The sequence below is a fragment of the Pseudomonas sp. M1 genome, assembly GCF_022760135.1.
In the GTDB taxonomy this organism is placed as follows: Bacteria; Pseudomonadota; Gammaproteobacteria; order Pseudomonadales; family Pseudomonadaceae; genus Pseudomonas; species Pseudomonas citronellolis.
Genome location: NZ_CP094343.1, coordinates 4,556,487 through 4,573,479 on the forward strand (window position 1 = coordinate 4,556,487; position 16,993 = coordinate 4,573,479).

General features: G+C 70.0%; 11 protein-coding genes and 1 riboswitch. Of the genes, 4 read left to right on the top strand and 7 right to left on the bottom strand.

The genetic code is table 11. The features are described from left to right. Position 1 precedes the first annotated feature (1 nt). Genes PM1_RS19940 through PM1_RS19950 form a run of 3 tightly spaced genes read right to left on the bottom strand, consistent with a single transcriptional unit; the run spans position 2 to position 3,568 of the window. On the bottom strand, positions 2 to 907 hold the full coding sequence (locus PM1_RS19940) for an ABC transporter substrate-binding protein (RefSeq protein WP_009618961.1): 906 nt from the start codon (positions 905 to 907) through the stop codon (positions 2 to 4). Then, positions 904 to 1,611, bottom strand: coding sequence for a (2Fe-2S) ferredoxin domain-containing protein (locus PM1_RS19945; protein WP_009618959.1), 708 nt, complete (start codon positions 1,609 to 1,611; stop codon positions 904 to 906). Before PM1_RS19945 ends, PM1_RS19940 begins: the two co-directional genes overlap by 4 nt. A gap of 7 nt (positions 1,612 to 1,618) precedes the next feature. Then, a complete protein-coding gene (locus PM1_RS19950; protein ID WP_009618957.1) occupies positions 1,619 to 3,568 on the bottom strand; it encodes a TonB-dependent receptor plug domain-containing protein in 1,950 nt (649 codons plus the stop codon). Positions 3,569 to 3,661: 93 nt separating this feature from the next. Beyond that, positions 3,662 to 3,867, bottom strand: a riboswitch (cobalamin riboswitch). Positions 3,868 to 4,010: 143 nt separating this feature from the next. Between PM1_RS19950 and PM1_RS19955 the strand changes: the two genes are divergently transcribed. Together PM1_RS19955 and PM1_RS19960 are read left to right on the top strand one after the other, a co-directional pair. Beyond that, a complete protein-coding gene (locus tag PM1_RS19955; RefSeq protein WP_009618955.1) occupies positions 4,011 to 4,607 on the top strand; it encodes a LemA family protein in 597 nt (198 codons plus the stop codon). Between the two features lie 15 nt (positions 4,608 to 4,622). Beyond that, on the top strand, positions 4,623 to 6,581 hold the full coding sequence (locus tag PM1_RS19960; protein ID WP_009618953.1) for a M48 family metallopeptidase: 1,959 nt from the start codon (positions 4,623 to 4,625) through the stop codon (positions 6,579 to 6,581). 211 nt (positions 6,582 to 6,792) lie between these two features. On the opposite strand, the gene PM1_RS19965 is transcribed toward PM1_RS19960, so the two are convergent. From PM1_RS19965 to PM1_RS19975, 3 genes are all read right to left on the bottom strand, one after another. Continuing rightward, complete coding sequence (locus PM1_RS19965; RefSeq protein WP_009618951.1) at positions 6,793 to 8,175, bottom strand: amino acid permease; 1,383 nt, start codon at positions 8,173 to 8,175, stop codon at positions 6,793 to 6,795. Positions 8,176 to 8,451: 276 nt separating this feature from the next. Continuing rightward, complete coding sequence (locus PM1_RS19970) at positions 8,452 to 8,772, bottom strand: class I SAM-dependent methyltransferase (RefSeq protein WP_009618949.1); 321 nt, start codon at positions 8,770 to 8,772, stop codon at positions 8,452 to 8,454. A 358-nt stretch (positions 8,773 to 9,130) separates the two neighbouring features. After that, on the bottom strand, positions 9,131 to 9,361 hold the full coding sequence (locus PM1_RS19975) for a hypothetical protein (protein ID WP_009618948.1): 231 nt from the start codon (positions 9,359 to 9,361) through the stop codon (positions 9,131 to 9,133). 304 nt (positions 9,362 to 9,665) lie between these two features. On the opposite strand from PM1_RS19975, the gene PM1_RS19980 reads away from it, so the two are divergent. Both PM1_RS19980 and PM1_RS19985 read left to right on the top strand, forming a co-directional pair. After that, positions 9,666 to 12,677 carry a transglycosylase domain-containing protein gene (locus PM1_RS19980; RefSeq protein ID WP_043300230.1) on the top strand — a complete coding sequence of 1,004 codons (3,012 nt, stop codon included), beginning with the start codon at positions 9,666 to 9,668 and terminating at the stop codon, positions 12,675 to 12,677. Between the two features lie 144 nt (positions 12,678 to 12,821). Continuing rightward, the gene (locus tag PM1_RS19985; RefSeq protein WP_009618946.1) at positions 12,822 to 16,169 is read left to right on the top strand and encodes a patatin-like phospholipase family protein; all 3,348 of its coding nucleotides are present in this window, start codon (positions 12,822 to 12,824) and stop codon (positions 16,167 to 16,169) included. A gap of 512 nt (positions 16,170 to 16,681) precedes the next feature. Here PM1_RS19985 and PM1_RS19990 read toward each other — a convergent pair. Next, entirely contained in the window at positions 16,682 to 16,906 is a 225-nt protein-coding gene (locus tag PM1_RS19990; protein WP_009618945.1) for a VF530 family protein, read from the bottom strand. Positions 16,907 to 16,993 lie beyond the last annotated feature (87 nt).

The window sequence follows — 16,993 nt, forward strand, 5'->3', positions numbered from 1 at the left end:
CTCAGGGATACAGGGCCTCGGCCAGCGACCGCGCCGCACGGCCGCTTTCCACGCCTGGCACCAACTGGCTGAACGGCAGCGTCACGAAGCGCCCTTCGCGCACCGCGCGCAGCCGCGAGAGCAGCGGGTGCGCGCGCAGGTAGCGGACCTTCTCCGCCGCCGGCGACCAGCGCGCATCGGCCAGCAGGATCACGTCCGGGTCGCCCGCGAGCAGCGTTTCGGGGCTGGCCAGGTAGCCGCGCAGCGCCACCGCCTCGAACAGGTTGCGCGCCCCGGCGGCGCGCAGCAGCTCGCTGACGAAGCCGCGCCCGCCCTGGCTGGCCAGGCCGGCGTCGCTGCTGTCGAGGTAGAACACCCGCAGCGGCGCGCGGCCGTCAGCCCTGGCGGCCGCCGCGCGCAGATCGGCCTGCTGGGCGTCGATCAGCGCCTGGGCCCGTGGCTCGGCGCCGAGCAGCCGGCCCAGGGTGCGCAGGTCGTCGCGCACGTTGCCGAAGCCATCTCCCGTGCGCTGAGCACAGGCCGCCTCCAGCAGGTAGCTGGCGATCCCGGCGGCGGCCAGTTCGGCGCGCCCGCGCCCGGGGTCGAAGGCCGTGGCGAAGCCGCCCACCACCAGGTCCGGGCGCAACGCATAGAGCAGTTCGGTGGACGGATAGCGCGCCGACACCACGGGCACGCCGCGGTAGCGGTCGCCCTGCAACTGCGGCCCCGGGTCGTCCAGATAGGCCACGCCCGCCAGCCGCTCCCCGGCGCCCAGTTCCAGCAGCAGGTCGGCGGCATGCTGGTTGAGCGCGAGGATGCGCTCGGGCGCCTTGGCCAGGTGCCAGGTCTCGCCGCAGTTGCGGTAGTCCTCGGCGGCCAGGGCCGGCGCCGCCACCAACAGCCCCAGCAGCAGGGCGAAGCCTTTCATGGCGCGCCCTCGATCAGCAGTTCGGCCACCGGCTCGCCGCCCGCCAGGTGCTGCTCCACCACCCGCAGCACCTGGGCCTCGTCATGCACGCCGTACCAGCAGCGGTCCGGGTAGACGGTCAGCAGCGGCCCGCGGTTGCAGGGGAACTGGCAACCGGTGCGGGTCAGCAGCACGCCTTCGGCGGTTTCGATCAGCTCGCGCCTGGCCAGTTCGCGGCGCAGCGACTTCCACAAGGGCAAAGCGCCGCGGCGCACACAGCGCGGGCCGGTGCAGAGGAACACCTGGCGCTTGTGCGGCGGCGGTGCCGACCAGTCCGGTTGTTCCGGCACCGGGCCGACGGTGCGGCATTCCAATTGCTGGCGGCCATCATCGATGGCCGCGCCGACCAGCCGGGCGTCCAGGCCACGGCGGCCGAGGGCCGAGGCGGTCAGCCGCGGGCACGGCGCCTGGGGAAAGTCGCCGGCCAGCTGCGCCACCTCGCCGCGCAGCCAGTCGAGGTAGGCGCCATCGCTGGCCGGCTCCAGGTCCACCAGCAGCAGCGCCCTGCCCGCTCGCAGTTGCGCGCGGATGGCCGACCACAGGGCGTCGAAGCCGTCGCTGGTATCCACCAGCGTCACGGCGCGGTGGGTTGCCGCCAGCTCGGCGCGCAAGGCCTCGCCCTGGGCGCCCGCGAGGGGGCCGACGATCAGCAGCGCCTGGTCCATGGCCACCTCAGAAGCTGAAGGTGTAGCGCAGCTCGGCGGTGCGCGGGCGGCCCAGGTTGTCCACCTGGCGGATGCCGTTGGTGGTGCGGCTGGTGGCGTAGTCGCGGTCCAGCAGGTTCTCCAGCAGCAGGCTCAGGCGGTGGCGGCGGGCGCCGTCCAGGTAGCGGTAGGCATCGCCGTCGAGCACCCTGTAGTGGCCGTAGTCGTCGCCCTGGGGGCTGACGATGGAGCCGACGTAGCGCAGCGCCATACCGAAGCCCCACGGGCCCTGGTCGTAGCCCAGGCGGGTGCGGGCGAAGAAGTGCGGGATGTTGTTCACCGTCACGCCCTCGCGGGTGTCCACCAGGTTGCGGGTGGCTTCGGCGTCCAGCTGCCAGTGCTCGCCCAGCCGCCACTGGCCGTTGGCCTCGATGCCGCGCACCTCGATCTCGCCGTCGCCGTTCACCCACTGGTCGCCGGCCAGGGTGATGAGGTCCTTTATCTCGCGGCGGAACAGGGTGACGCTGCCGCTCCAGGGCTGGCCGAACAGCGCGCCGCTGTAGTCCAGGCCCAGCTCGGCGTTGCGGCTGCGCTCGGGCTTGAGGTCGCGGTTGCCGATCTCGCTGCCCGGCTCGTTGACGAACAGCTGCTCGGCGTTGGGCAGCTTGAAGGCGGTGCCCAGCTGGCCGCGCAGCTTGAGCTGGTCGCTGAGGTCGTAGAGCGAGGTGAGCATCCACACGGTGGCGCCCTCGCCGCCGCTCATTTCCTCGCGGCGCACGCCCAGGCTGGGGTGCCAGTTCGGCAGCAGGTCCAGCTGCGGGCGCAGCTGGGCGTACAGGGCGTGGGACTCGGCCTGGTCGTTGTCGATGATGAGGACGTCGTCCTGGCCCTTGTACCACTGGTTGTCGCTGCCGAAGACCAGCTCGTGGCCGCCGGCCAGGCGCGCCTTGCCTTCGAGCTGCGCGCCCCAGTCGGTGAAGCCCCAGTAGTCGTTGTGGTTGAGCACCCGGGTACCGCCGCCGGCGATGTTGTAGATGCGCGTGTAGCGGGTATCCCAGTCGTTCAGGTGCGCCTTGGCGAACCAGCTGAAGTCGTCGTTCAGGTGCTGCTCGAAGGTCGCCGTGGCGATCTGCTGGATGCGGTCGTTGCTGGTGTGGCGGTTGTCCGCCGGGCGGGCGAAGTCCAGGTCGGCGTCGGCGTACTGGTAGAACAGTTCCAGCCGCGAGCTATCGCCGAAGGCCTGAATGGCCTTGGCGCCGAATACGTTGACGTCGTAGGAGCGGCGCTTGTCGCTGACGGTGGCGGTCAGGTCGCGCTCGCGGTACGGCTTGTAGCCGTCGGAGCGGTTGTGGCTGACGTAGGCCAGCAGGCCGAGGTCGCCCAGGCCGTTCTCCAGCACCTTCTCCACCCGCGCGTCGCCGTTGCGCCCGCGGAAGCTGTCCAGGCCCAGGTTGACCTCGCCGGAAGCCTCGCGGCTGCGCGCGCTGCGGGTGACGATGTTGATCACCCCGGACACCGCCTGGGTGCCGAACAGCAGGCCCTGGCCGCCCTTGAGCACCTCGATGCGCTCCACCGCGGTGGTCGGCAGGGTGTCCAGGTAGAGGCCGCCATACAGGCGGTTGTTCAGGCGCACGCCGTCGAGCAGGATCAGGGTGTCGTCGTTGCGCCCGCCCAGCAGCGAGTAGGTGCCGTAGTCGAAGGGGCCGTTCTTCGGCGCCACGAACAGGCCGGGCACGTACATCTGCAGCACGCGGGTGATGTCGGCGCTGGGGCCGGCGCGCTCGATCTGCTCGCGCTCGATGACTTCGAGCTTGCTGCCGTAGCGGGCCATCTCGGCGACGGTGGTGGATTCCACCGAAGGCGCGCTGACGATTTCGTCGCGCAGGCCCAGGGGCTCGGCGTTCAGGCAGGGGCTCAGGCACAGGCCGGCGAGCCAGGGGGCAAGCCGAAGTGCGGATTCGGAAGAAGGGAAGTGCAAGGTGATCGCCTCGAAACGGGAATTTCGCAGGCGGCGCAGCGAGTTCCGGCGCGAGCGCGTCCGGAATCCGGCTCACGCCCGCCCACCGCGGGTTTGCCAACAACGCTCCAGGCCGGTCTCCGGGCTTGCGAGGGTTCTGGAGCATCCGCCTTCCCATGCCTGAGCACAGTGGCCTCGTGGATGCCCCGCTCGCTTACCGTTGCGGGGGCAGCGCCGGACTGATCGCCAAGGGCGACGCACCGGCTTCCCGTTTCACCTCATGCACGGCGGCATGAGGCACCTGGAACGGCCCGCATCTGACCATCGGTGCGGCGGGGCGTCAAGGGCAGCCCTTTACAGCATGCTTCCGCTTCCGGGCACAGCCCGTGATGCCTTTCCTTCCGCCGTGGAAGCTTTCCGCTATCATCGGCGGACCTTTCCCGACGCTCGAAAAGGACCTCCCATGTCGGTTTCCTCCCTGGTCACCCTGCTCGTCCTCGCCGTGCTGTTCTTCGGCGTCATCGCCATCTACAACCGCCTGGTGAACCTGCGCGCCCGCTACCGCAACGCCTTCGCGCAGATCGAGGTGCAGCTCAAGCGGCGCTACGACCTGATCCCCAACCTGGTGGAAACCGCCAAGGCCTACCTCAAGCACGAACGGGAAACCCTGGAGGCGGTGATCGCCGCGCGCAATGCCGCGGTGGCCGGGCTCAAGGCCGCCGCCAGCCAGCCCGGCGCCGCCGCCGGCCTGGCCCAGCTGGCCAGCGCCGAGGGCGCCCTGGGCGGCGCGCTGGGGCGGCTCAACGTGACCATGGAGGCCTACCCGGACCTCAAGGCCTCGCAGAACCTGCAGCAGCTCACCGAGGAGCTGTCGAGCACCGAGAACAAAGTGGCCTTCGCCCGCCAGGCCTACAACGACGCGGTGATGGAGTACAACGCCTACCGCCAGTCGTTCCCCGCCGTGGTGCTGGCGGCGAATTTCGGCCACAAGGCCGAGGTCGCGCAGCTGGAGTTCGCCGACAGCAAGCAGATCCAGGACGCGCCCAAGATCGCCTTCTGACGGGCGGTGCGCGCGATGAACTTCTTCCAGCACCAGGACCGCGCCCGCCGCCAGACCGGCCGGCTGATCCTGCTCCTGGCCGCGGCGGTGGCCTGCCTGGTGACGCTCACCAGCCTGGTCCTGGGCTGGCTCTGGCGCCACATCGGCGAGCCCGCCAGCCACTGGACCTCGCCGCAGCGCCTGCCCGACTTCGAACTCTACCTGTGGGTGGCCCTGGTGGTGGTCGGCGTGGTGATCGTCGGCGCCTGGTACAAGCACCGCCAGCTGCGCCTGGGCGGCCGCGCCGTGGCCGAGCGCCTGGGCGGCCGGCTGATCAACCTGGACGCCCGCGACGCCGATGAACGCCGGGTGCTCAACGTGGTCGAGGAAATGGCCATCGCCTCGGGCACCCCGGTGCCGCCGGTGTACCTGCTGGAGGACAGCGGCATCAACGCCTTCGCCGCCGGCCTGACGCCGCGTGACGCGGTCATCGGCGTCACCCGCGGGACCATCGCCCTGCTCAGCCGCGACGAACTGCAGGGGGTGATCGCCCACGAGTTCAGCCACATCCACCACGGCGACATGCGCCTGAACACCCGCCTGGTGGCGCTGCTGCACGGCATCCTGCTGCTGGGCCTGATCGGCGAGACCATGGTCCGCGGCCTGTGGGACAGCCACCGCGCCGACGACGTGGCGCGCATCCGCATGCAGCGCAGCAACGCCGGCAATGACAGCGGCTCCGGCTCGGCCCTGGGCTTCATCGCGCTGGCCTTCGTCGCCGGCCTGTGCCTGTGGGGGCTGGGCTCGGTCGGGACCTTCTTCGGCAGCCTGATCAAGGCCGCGGTGAACCGCCAGCGCGAATACCTGGCCGACGCCTCCGCCGTGCAGTTTACCCGCAACCCGGCCAGCATCGCCGGGGCGCTGAAGAAGGTCGGCGGCTACGGCTCGCTGCTCGGCGCCCTGCACCGCGCCGAGTTCAGCCACCTGTACTTCAGCGACGGCCTGGCCAACCACTGGTTCGGCCTGGCCACCCACCCGCCGCTGGAGGCGCGCATCCGCCGCATCGAGCCGGGCTGGGACGGCCTCTACTCGAAGCTGGAGCCGCGCCTGGACACCCCGCTGGTGGACCGCGAGACCTGGAACGCCGCCCTGCGCGGCTACCCCTCGGGCGCTGCATTGGCGTCGGTCGAGGCCATCGGCGAGCCGGCCGGGGCGCACCTGGCGGAAGCGCGGCACACCCTGCGGCGGCTGGATGAAAGCCTGCGGGCGGCGGCGCACAAGGTCGATGGCGCCCAGGCGCTGGTCTACGGCCTGCTGCTGGATGCCGAAGCGCTGGCCCGCGCCCAGCAATTGCAACTGCTCAAGCCGCGCCTGGAGCTGGGCGTGGCCTTCCAGTTCGACCGCCTGGAGGAGCACCTGCACGCCCTCGATCCGGGCCAGCGCCTGCCTCTGCTGGACCTGGCCATGCCGGCGCTGAAGCAGCTGGACGCCACCCAGGTGACGAGCCTGCTGGGCAACATGGCGCTGCTGATCAAGGCCGACCGCCGGGTGAAGCTGCTGGAGTGGACGCTGCTGCGCATCGTCGAACGCAACCTGCGCCCGGCCCCGGCGCGCATCGGCAACCTGCCGCTGGCCGAACTGGGCGACGAGGCGGCGGTCCTGCTGGCCTTCCTCGCCGGCGTCGACGGAGCCGAAGCGGCCCATGCCGAACAGGCCTTCGCCCAGGCCTGGGCCAGCCTGCCCTTCGCCGTGCGGCAGCCGCCGCAGGCCGGCACCCTGCGCGAGCTGGAAGCGGCGCTGCAGCGCCTGGCGCAACTGCGCCCATTGCAGAAACCGCAGCTGCTCAAGGCCATGGTCCGCTGCGGCGAATACGACGGCCGCATCAGCGTGGCCGAGGCGGAACTGCTGCGCGCGGTGGCCGACATCCTCGACTGCCCGATGCCGCCGTTGTTGGCGGATACGGCTTTTCGTAGGAGCGGATCTTATCCGCGATAGCCGGAGGTTCCGGCGCGATTCGCGGATAAGATCCGCTCCTACGCTGCCCCACCCGCGCCATTCCCATGTAGGAGCGCGCCCTGCGCGCGATTTCGCGGGCAGGGCCCGCTCCTACAGTTGTCGTGAGGCATGGAGTTTCCTCTCCGTCCGCGATTCGCCACACAAAAGAAAAGGGCCTCCGAAGAGGCCCTTTGTCATTTCGCCATCAGGCTCACGCGCCGCTGGCGACCGCGCCCCGCTCGCCCTTGGGCGCCAGGTCGAACACGCGGTACAGCACCACCAGCAGGACCAGGAAGGCCGGGCCGATGTAGAGGGCGATGCGGGTGTCCTCGAAGAACGCCATCAGCGCCACCACCAGCACCAGGAAGGCCATGGCCAGGTAGGAGCTCAGCGGGTACAGCCACATCTTGAACTGCAGCTTGCCGGCCTCGGCCGGGCTCAGGCCGCGGCGGAATTTCAGCTGCGCCAGCAGGATCATGGCCCAGGTCCAGATGGCGCCGAAGGTGGCGATGGAGGTCACCCAGGTGAACACCTTCTCCGGCACCAGGTAGTTCAGCAGCACGCCGAACAGCAGCGCGACTATGGACAGGATCAGCGCATTGCGCGGCACGCCGCCCCTGGAGGTCTTGGCGAACACCGCCGGCGCCTGGCCGTGCTGGGCGAGGCTGTAGAGCATGCGCCCGGTGCTGAAGATGCCGCCGTTGCAGGAAGACAGCGCAGCGGTGATCACCACGAAGTTGATGATGCCGGCGGCGGTCTTGATGCCCAGGCGCTCGAAGGTCATCACGAAGGGGCTGCCCTGGGTGCCGATCTCGCTCCACGGGTAGATCGACATGATCACGAACAGCGCGCCGACGTAGAACAGCAGGATGCGCCAGAACACCGAGTTGATCGCCCCCGGGATGGTCTTCTGCGGGTTCTTCGCCTCGCCGGCGGTGAGGCCGATCATCTCCACGCCCAGGTAGGCGAACATCACCATCTGCAGCGACATCAGCACGCCGGTGATGCCATGGGGCATGAAGCCGCCGTTGCTCCACAGGTTGGAAATGCCGGTGGCCACGCCGCCGTTGCCCAGGCCGAAGACGATCATGCCGCCGCCCACCAGGATCAGCGCGAGGATGGTGACGACCTTGATCAGGGCGAACCAGAACTCGAACTCGCCGAAGGCACGCACCGCGATCAGGTTGATGGTGCCCATGCTCGCCAGGGCCGCCAGGGCCCAGATCCAGCGCGGCACCTCGGGGAACCAGATGCCCATGTAGATGGCCACCGCGGTGATCTCCGCGACGCAGGTCACCAGCCAGAGGAACCAGTAGTTCCAGCCGGTCAGGTAGCCGGCCAGCGGGCCGAGATAGTCCTGGGCGTAGCGGGCGAAGGAGCCGGCCACGGGGTTGTGCACGGCCATTTCGCCGAGGGCGCGCATGATGACCAGGATGGCCAGGCCGCCGATGATGTAGGAGAGCATGATGGCCGGGCCGGCCATCTGGATGGCCTTGGCGGAGCCGAGGAACAGGCCGACGCCGATGCAGGCGCCGAGGGCCATGAGACGGATGTGCCGCTCGTTGAGATCCCGTTGGAGATCGTGGGACGACATGATGGTGCAACCTCGATTTTGTTGTTGGGTATATCAGCGGCGACTCGAAGCGCAATCGGGATGAGGAAGGCCCGCGACGGAAAAAGCGCCGCCACCGCGCCGCTGGGCACGGGGAGGATTCGTCTGGGGCCTTCCGGGACTGCACACCGGAAGAGGCTGCCCGCCCTTGTGGAGCGGACGTGGGCATTGCGGGAGTGAACCGCTGAGGTCGCCGCGGAGTGTTGCACAAGATTGCCGGGGCGTCTGCCCCCTTATGGTGCGAACGAGACCAAAGGCTTACCCAGCCTCGCCCACCAGTTCGGCCTGGCTCAGCACTTCGTACTGTCCTTCGCCGGCCTGGCGCGCGGCCTCGATCAGCGCTGGCGAGGCGTCGATGCCCACCACTTCGCAACCCCGGGCCTCCAGCACCCGGCACAGCCAGCCTTCGCCGCAGCCGATGTCCAGCACACGATGCGGCGAACCTTCCAGCACGGCGCGGACGATGGCCTCGTCGGTGGCCAGGCGGCGGCTGTCGATGCGCTGCTCGCGCACCACGCGGGTCCAGGCGCCGGCGTTGCTGTCCCAGCTGTGGCGGATGCGGGTGGGGTTGTCGGGCATGGTGGGGTCCGGAGGGAAAGGGAAAACTCCATTTTAGGTTGTAGGAGCGAGCTTGCTCGCGAACTGTGTTTCCCGGTGGCTGCGGCGCAGGCCCCGAAGAGCGCCCTCTCCCTAACCCTCTCCCTGAAGGGAGAGGGGACCGTTGGGCAGACGCTGATGTTTTGGAGTCAGCCGGCTAGCACTTAGATTGCCGGCTGAAACCATGTCTGTTCTCGGCATGGACAAGCCCCCTCTCCCTTCAGGGAGAGGGCTGGGGAGAGGGGACAGCGTCAACCCCAAACACCGAAGCCGCCGGTTACCTCGTTCGCGAGCAAGAACTGGGCGTCCCCCTCGCTCCTACAAAAGAAAAGCCCGCCCCTCACAACCCCTTCGGCACCGCCAGCCCCTTGGTCGAGGGCCCGCTCTTCAACGGCTGCCGGCACCCCGCATCGCCGAACGGCCCGGACAGCCGCGTCCAGCCCTCCCCCGGCGAGGTCTGGCTGCAGGTCAGGTGGCCGTCCACGCGGCTCTGCCACAGGTAGAACGGCATGGGCGCGGCATGGGCGCTCAGGCTGGCGATCAACGGCAGGAACAGCAGGAACAGGCGCATCGGGTCGTTTTCCAGGTCACTCGTCGGGCATTGTCGCGGCTTGGGCCGGACGAAGGCACGACATTCAGCAGAATTTTCCCCGCCTACTACGCTCAAAGAAAGGGGAGGCCGCTGGCACGGGGGCTTTCGCGGCACCGGGATGGGTGCCGGTCGTCACGTCGGCGGAGACCGCTTACTCAGGCTTTCGCAAGCATGGGCAGGTCGTGATATGGCGCATACGGAGCATACCGGTCAACTGCATTCTCAACCGGGCGTGCCGGAGCCTGGCTTTTCCCCGAAAAAACCCAGCCACCACCGCTTCCTGCTGCTGTTCCTGTTCGTCCTGCCACTGCTGGCGGCGATGGGCGCGGCGCTGCTGTACGAGGCGCATACCTCCAAGCTGCAGGCCCGCGAGCTGGCGCGCCTGGCCGGCGAGCTGACCTGGCAGGTCGGCGCCGGTTCCAGCGACCAGGTGGTCTACCCGAAGGACGGCCCCTTCGACCGCCGCCTGGGCTACCTGCAACTGCCGGACTTCCTGCAGCGCCTGCACGACCGCGACTTCGTCACCCTCGACCAGGCGCGCTTCTCCCCTGCCCTGCTGCAATACGCCGGCTACGGCATGTTCCCGCCCTACGCCGAAAAAGCCCAGGCCGGCGTCGACATCAGCGACTGCCGCGGCCTGCCGATCTACAACTTCCGCTACCCGCAGCGGCTCTACGCCAGCTACGACGCCATCGCCCCGCTGATCGTGCAGAGCCTGCTGTACATCGAGAACCGCGACCTGCTCGACGCCAGCCGCCCCTACCTCAACCCGGCCATCGACTGGAGCCGCTTCACCCAGGCCGCCGTGGCCCAGGCCGGGCGCCTGGTCGGCATGGGCAACCACGCCCCCGGCGGCAGCACCCTGGCCACGCAGATCGAGAAGTACCGCCACTCGGTGGACGGGCGCACCAACTCCATCCGCGACAAGCTGCGGCAGATGGCCTCGGCCAGCGTGCGCGCCTACCAGGGCGGCGCCGAGAACCTGCCGGCGCGGCGCAACGTGGTGCTCACCTACCTCAACTCGGTGCCGCTCTCGGCGCAGCCGGGCTACGGCGAGGTCAGCGGCCTGCCCGACGGCCTGTGGATCTGGTACGGCGCCGACTACCAGCAGGTCAACCGCCTGCTCTCCTCGCCCGTTGGCAAGGGCGCCGAACTCGACGCCCAGGGCCGGGCGCTGCGCCAGGTGGTTTCGCTGATGATCGCCCACCGCCGCCCGTCCTATTACCTGGCGCGCGGGCGCAAGCCGCTGGGCGAGCTGACCGACAGCTACCTGCGCCTGCTGGCCCAGGCCGGGGTGATCGAAGCGCCGCTGCGCGATGCCGCCCTGGCCCAGCGCCTGGAGTTCCGCGACCCGCAGAACCAGCCGACGGTGCAGCCGCTGGAGCCGAACAAGGGCGTGAGCCTGGCCCGCACCCGCCTGGCGGGGATGCTCAACGTGCCGCTGTATGACCTGGACCGCCTCGACCTGAGCTTCAGCACCACCCTGCAGGACGAGTTGCAGAACAAGGTCAGCGCCTACCTCAAGCAACTGGCCGATCCGGACTTCGCCTCGCAGATCGGCCTGTTCGGCGAGCACCTGCTGTCCAAGGACAAGACCGCCGACGTGCGCTACAGCTTCGTGCTGTTCGAGCGCACCGCCGACGGCAACCGCGTGCGCGTGCAGACCGACAGCACCGACCAGCCCTTCGACATCAACGAGGGCAGCAAGCTGGAGCTGGGTTCCACCGCCAAGCTGCGGGTGCTGTCCAACTACCTGGAGCGCATCGCCGACCAGTACCGCGCCTACAACGGCAAGCCCGCCGCCGAGCTGCGCAAGGTGCCGGTGGAGCCGCTGGACTTCATCAGCCGCTGGTCCATCGACTACCTGATCGCCAACCCCAACGCCGACCTCTCGGCCATGCTCGCCGCGGCCATGCAGCGCAAGTACTCGGCCAGCCCCTACGAGAGCTTCTTCACCGGCGGCGGCGTGCACACCTTCTCCAACTTCCGCAAGGAAGACAACGGGCGCATCCCCACCCTGCTCGAAGCGCTGCGCGAATCCATCAACCTGCCCTTCGTGCGCCTGCTGCGCGACCTGGTGCGCCACGACATGTACCAGAAGGACGGCAACAAGCTGACCGTGCTGCAGGACGACAAGGACCCGCGCCGCCAGCTGTACCTGGACCGCTTCGTCGACCAGGAGAGCCGCGTCTACCTGCTGCGCTTCTGGCAGAAGTACCGCGGGCAGAACGCCGACGAGCGCCTGGACACCTTCCTCGACGGCCTGCGCCCGTGGCCGGTGCGCCTGGCGGCGATCCACCGCTACCTGCAGCCCCAGGCCGACCAGGCGACCTTCGCCGCCTTCCTCCAGGACCGCCTGAAGCAGAGCCACTACACCGGCGAGAAGCTCACCGACAAGCGCATCGCCGACCTCTACAAGCGCTACGGCCCCGGCGCCTTCGACCTCAACGACCAGGGCTACGTGGCCCGCGTGCACCCGCTGGAGCTGTGGCTGCTCGGCTACCTGCAGCGCCAGCCGCAAGCCAGCTTCGCCGACGCGGTGGCCGCCAGCAACGCCGAGCGCAAGCAGGTCTACGGCTGGCTGTACAAGTCACGCTACAAGGCCGCCCGCGACAAGCGCATCCGCATCATGCTGGAGGTGGAGGCCTTCCTCGACATCCACCAGCAGTGGAAGCAGCTGGGCTACCCCTTCGACCACCTGGTGCCCTCGCTGGCCACCGCCCTGGGCAGCTCCGGCGACCGCCCGGCGGCGCTGGCCGAGCTGATGGGCATCATCCTCAACGACGGCATCCGCCTGCCCACCCTGCGCATCGACAGCCTGCACTTCGCCGCCGGCACGCCCTACGAGGTGAGCCTGGCGCCGCAGGCCAACGTCGGCACCCGGGTGATGACCTCGGAGGTGGCCAGCACCCTGCGCGACTCGCTGTCCCAGGTGGTCGACCAGGGCACCGCGCGGCGCCTGTCCGGCAGCTTCCGCCGCGACGACGGCAGCCCGCTGGTGATGGGCGGCAAGACCGGCACCGGCGACAACCGCATCGAAAGCTTCACCCGCGGCGGGGCGGTGAAAAGCTCGCGCTCGCTGAACCGCACCGCGACCTTCGTGTTCTACCTCGGCCCACGGCACTTCGGCACCCTCACCGCCTACGTGGCCGGCAGCGCATCGAGCAACTTCAAGTTCACCTCGGCGCTGCCGGTGCAGGTGCTCAAGGGCATGGCGCCGATGCTGCAGCACTACCTGGAGCCGGGCACCGAGTGCCACGCGCCCCAGGACACCCTGCGGGTGAGCTGGCTATGAGGCCGCGCGCCGCCGCGGCCTGAACCCGGGAAAGGCCAGGGAAGCACGGCGCCAAGGGTTCGGCGCCGGGAGGTCCGGCCGGCCGTCAGCATGACCTGGCGCGGCGCCCCTTGCCGCGCGGGTCCGGAGCCGGAGGGCACCGCTATGCCGCGCCGCCATGGGAACCTCAGGGACCAGGAACAGGCGCTGCTGCGCCAGCGCCGCGCCCAGGCCGGCATCGACGTGCCGAGCGACTTCAGCTGGGGCCTGGCCCTCTCCGGCGGCGGCGTGCGCAGCGCCACCTTCAACTTCGGCCTGCTGCGGGCGCTGGCGAAGAACCACGTGCTCAAACGCTTCGACTACCTGTCCACGGTGTCCGGCGGCGGCTACGTCGGCGCCATGCTCGGCCGCCTGTACGGCCCCGCCCAGGGCGCCCGCGAGGTGGAGAACGGCCTGGCGGCGGACGACTCGCTGCTGCTCTGGTGGCTGCGCAACAACGGCCGCTACCTGGCCCCGGCCGGCGGCCGCGACCTGCTGATGGCCGGCGCCTCGATGCTCCGTGGCTTCATGGCCACCCAGCTGGAGATCGGCATCCTGCTGCTGTGCATCGGCATGCTCACGGTGCTGCCCCACGTGTTGCTGGCGCTGCTGGGCACGCCGCCGGTGTTCCTCGGCAACCTCTGGTCGCTGTGGTTCCTCGTCGTGCCGCTGTTATTGCTGGCCGCCGGCGCGCTGTGCTGGGCCTACTGGTTCAGCCGCGACCGCCAGGACCACGCCCTGCGCGACCTGCTCTCGGTGCTGCTGGCCCTGCTCGCCGCGCTGGTCCTGGCGGTGCAGGGCCTGTGGCCGCAGTTGCAGAGCGACATCGAGCTGGGTCCGCGGCTGCTGGCCTACGCCCTGCTGGTCGGCGCGCTGCTGATCGCCCCGCTGGGCTGGCTGCTGCGCCTGCCGCTGCGCGCCTGCCCGCCGGAGCAGCAGCGCCTGCGCCTGACCCACTGGCTGGGCTGGGTGCTGCTGGGCGGCGCCGGGGTGTTGCTGCTGGGCGTCTGCGAGGCGGTCACCTGGCACTTGGTCGTGCGCCTGCGCGAGAGCGGCAACTTCACCCTCATTTCCTCCAGCGTGCTGGGCTCCACGGGCCTTGCCGTGGTGCTGCTGCGCGCCCTGCTGCCGACGCTGCTGGAGCGCCTGCGCCAGCAGGGCCTGCCGAGCGCCTATGGCAGCCAGCTGGCCAACCTGCTGGGCCTGGCCCTGCTGGCGTTCCTGCTGCTGGCCTGGCTGACGCTGCTGCAGGCCTTCCTCTACCTGGGCGGCAACCTGCTCAGCCCCGGCGCCGCCATGCAGCCCTGGCTACCGCTGCTGTACTGGGCCCTGGTGCTGGCCGCGCTGGGCTTCTACATCGGTATCAGCGGCGCCAACCTCACCCAGCTGAACCTCGCCTCGCTGCACTACTTCTACCGCTCGCGCCTGGCCCGCACCTACGTCGCGGTGGCCAACCACGGCGGCCCCGAGGCACGCTTCCCGACCTCGCTGCTGGTGCCGGCCGAGCGCCGGCTGATCGAGGGCATCGAGTCGCTGCGGGAGATACTGCCCGGCGACGACGTGGCCCTGGCCGACTACCAGCCGCACGCCTACGGCGGGCCGCTGCACCTGATCAACTGCTGCATCAACCAGACCCTCGACGACCGTACCCACAGCTACAACGCCGACCGCAAGGGCGTGGCCCTGACCGTCAGCGCCCTGGGCGTGGAGACCGGCACCCACGGCCCGCGGCCGCCCCAGAGCATGGAGCGCAGCAGCCTGGCGCAATGGGCGACTATCTCCGGCGCCGCGCTGAGCACCGGCATGGGCTCGCGCACCAGCGCCGGGCTGGCCGCACTGGTGTTCATGACCGGCCTGCGCCTGGGCTTCTGGCTGCCCAACCCGACGCGCGCCGCCGAGACCGGCTGGCGCGCGCGCCTGGCCAAGTACCTGGCCACCCGCGCCGAGATGCTCGCCCAGTTCCCCGGCCTGCGCGCACCCTTCTGGTACCTGTCCGACGGCGGCCACTTCGACAACAGCGGCGTCTACGCCCTGCTCAAGCGCGAGGTCGACCTGGTCGTCGCCAGCGACTGCGGCGCCGACCCGCGCTACCTGTTCGAGGACCTGGAGAACCTGGTGCGCAAGGCCAAGATCGACTACGACGCCGACATCGAGTTCATCGACCCGGACAGCCTGGCGCGGGTCTCCGCCGGCGACGCCCGCGCCCTGCTGTTCGGCACCCCGGAATCCATCTCGCCGGATTGCGGCCGCGAATACCTGCTGCTGGCGCGCATCACCTACGCCAGCCACAGGCGCGGCACCCTGCTGGTGGTCAAGCCGCACCGCTGCGACTCGCCGCTGCTGGAACTGCCCTTCGACCTGGTGGGCTACGCCGACCGCAACCCGGCCTTCCCGCAGCAGGGCACCGACGACCAGTTCTTCGACGAAAGCCAGTGGGAGGCCTACCACCAACTGGGCCTGGCACTGGGCTCGGTGCTCAGCCGCGACTTCCTCCAGCGCCTGCCGGGCTGGGCCGACCTGGCCAGCATCGTGACCCTCACCGCGGTCGGCCAGCCGGCCCCGGCCAACGGCCCGAACCGCCGCCAGCGCATCGCCCAGAACGTGCGCACCACCCTCGGCGTGGGTCTTTCCGCCAGCCTGGTGGTGGCGCTCTGGCAGGGCCTGGAGCAGTACCGCGGCAACATCGCCGACAGCGAGTCGAAGTACGCCAGCCAGCTGGAGGCCATCGCCGATCTCTACGCCAAGGGCAACAAGGTCAGCGACGCCCTGCGCACGCGCATCGGCCACCTGGAGAACTTCGCCAGCCGCAACGGCCTGTCGGTGGAGTTCGCCAGCGACATGCGCACCCTGTTCGAACGCGCCAGCGCGGCCTGCGCCAATGGCACCGAGTCGGCCGACTGCAACTACCTGCGCCAGCTCACCAGCGACCCGCACCCCAACAGCCCGGTGCAGCAATACTGGTTCGGCTTCACCCCGCTGCCCGAAGACAACCCGGCGCTGGCCAGCGCCCCGCCGCCGCCCCCTCCGCCACCGCCAGCCGCGGCACCGCCGGTCAGCGCCGAGATGGCGCCACCGCCCGCCGTCACGGCCGGCGCCGCGCCCGCACCCGCAGCAGAGCCGATGGCCAACCCCTGCATGCGCGAAGGCAGGCGGCCGGTGGTGCTCTATACGCAGATCTACTCGGCCGACGAACAGCGCACGGCGCGGGACTTCCTCAAGCTGCTGGAAGGCAGCGGCATCAGCACCCCGGGCATCGAGAACGTGGTCAGCGCCGCCGCCCGCCGCGGCTCGCCGCCGCCATTGCCCTGGCCGCGGCCGACCTTCATCTACCACGCCCGCCGCGACGGCGAATGCGCCCGCTGGCTGGCGCAGAAGTTCAGCGACAAGGCCGTGGCCCTGCCGCTGGCGGCAAGTCTGCAGGCCTCGCCCGGGGTCATCGAGTTCTGGCTGCCGGCGCAGGCGAAGCCCAATTGAGGTGACGCCGAAGTGCTCGCTCCTACGAGAAGCCATGTGCACCGGTATGGTCCGCGATAGCCGGGAGGTATCGGCGCGATTCGCGGATGAGATCCTACGCCACGCCATTCCCCTGTAGGAGCGCGCCCTGCGCGCGAATCGCGGGCAGGGCCCGCTCCTACAGGTTGCCGGGAGGCACGGTATTCCTCCCCCCGTAGGAGCAGACCTTGTCCGCGATGGCCGGGCGTATCGGCGCGATTCGCGGATGAGATCCGCTCCTACGCTGCCCCACCCGCGCCATTCCCCTGTAGGAGCGCGCCCTGCGCGCGAAATCGCGGGCAGGGCCCGCGGGAGGCACGGTATCCCCCCGTAGGAGCGGACCTTGTCCGCGATAGCCGGACGCCCCGGCGCGATTCGCGGATGAGATCTCCTACGCTGCCCCACCCGCGCCATTCCCCTGTAGGAGCGCGCCCTGCGCGCGAAATCGCGGGCAGGGCCCGCTCCTACAGGTCGCCGGGGGCCGGACTATCCGCTCAACCCCGCCCGCGCACCATCTGCACGTAGAGCTTCTCCACCTGCTCCCGCGCCCAGGGCGTGCGGCGCAGGAAGGTCAGGCTGGACTTGATGCTGGGCTCGCTCTTGAAGCAGCGGATGTCGATGCGCTTGGCCAACCCCTCCCAGCCGTACTGCTCCAGCAGGCGTTCGAGGATGGTCTGCAGGGTCATGCCGTGCAGCGGGTCCTTGGGTTTCTCGCTCATGGTCGGGCTTCGTCGTCGGTGCGTAAGTGCGCGCACCTTAGCAGCAAGCCGCCAGGCGCGCAGCCCGGGCGCAGACAGGCGCCCAAC

Bases quoted from the DNA above. Each gene is read 5' to 3' on its own strand.
- PM1_RS19945 (WP_009618959.1), bottom strand. From the start codon at position 1,611: ATGGACCAGGCGCTGCTGATCGTCGGCCCCCTCGCGGGCGCCCAGGGC.
- PM1_RS19955 (WP_009618955.1), top strand. From the start codon at position 4,011: ATGTCGGTTTCCTCCCTGGTCACCCTGCTCGTCCTCGCCGTGCTGTTC.
- PM1_RS19940 (WP_009618961.1), bottom strand. From the start codon at position 907: ATGAAAGGCTTCGCCCTGCTGCTGGGGCTGTTGGTGGCGGCGCCGGCC.
- PM1_RS19960 (WP_009618953.1), top strand. From the start codon at position 4,623: ATGAACTTCTTCCAGCACCAGGACCGCGCCCGCCGCCAGACCGGCCGG.
- PM1_RS19965 (WP_009618951.1), bottom strand. From the start codon at position 8,175: ATGTCGTCCCACGATCTCCAACGGGATCTCAACGAGCGGCACATCCGT.
- PM1_RS19985 (WP_009618946.1), top strand. From the start codon at position 12,822: ATGCCGCGCCGCCATGGGAACCTCAGGGACCAGGAACAGGCGCTGCTG.
- PM1_RS19975 (WP_009618948.1), bottom strand. From the start codon at position 9,361: ATGCGCCTGTTCCTGCTGTTCCTGCCGTTGATCGCCAGCCTGAGCGCC.
- PM1_RS19970 (WP_009618949.1), bottom strand. From the start codon at position 8,772: ATGCCCGACAACCCCACCCGCATCCGCCACAGCTGGGACAGCAACGCC.
- PM1_RS19990 (WP_009618945.1), bottom strand. From the start codon at position 16,906: ATGAGCGAGAAACCCAAGGACCCGCTGCACGGCATGACCCTGCAGACC.